The sequence below is a fragment of the Affinundibacterium flavidum genome, from assembly GCF_014284175.1.
Classification (GTDB): domain Bacteria; phylum Pseudomonadota; class Gammaproteobacteria; order Burkholderiales; family Burkholderiaceae_D; genus Undibacterium; species Undibacterium flavidum.
This window is the reverse complement of sequence record NZ_JACOGA010000102.1, coordinates 1-202: the sequence shown is the minus strand read 5'-3', so window position 1 is coordinate 202 and position 202 is coordinate 1. Positions and strand designations below refer to the sequence as shown.

Sequence of the window (202 nt, the reverse complement as noted above, 5' to 3'; positions counted from 1 at the left end):
CGACCGTCACGTTACTGACGCTCAGCGTTGGGGTATCGTTGTCACTACCACCAGTGCCGGTGCCATCATCTTTAATCGTGCCTATGCCCAGATTGTCAGATATCGTCGCATTCGTTGGAGTGACCAAGTTGACGTTGAAGTTCTCGGACAATTCGAACACGCTGTCATTACTGATATTGACCGTGATCGTTTGGGTGGTGAC

The 202-nt window shown here is 50.5% G+C and carries 1 protein-coding gene; it reads right to left on the bottom strand.

All coding sequences use genetic code 11. The features are described 5' to 3' along the window. The coding region (locus H8K55_RS22430) for a hypothetical protein (protein WP_222612577.1) at positions 1 to 202 on the bottom strand (202 nt) is incomplete at both ends.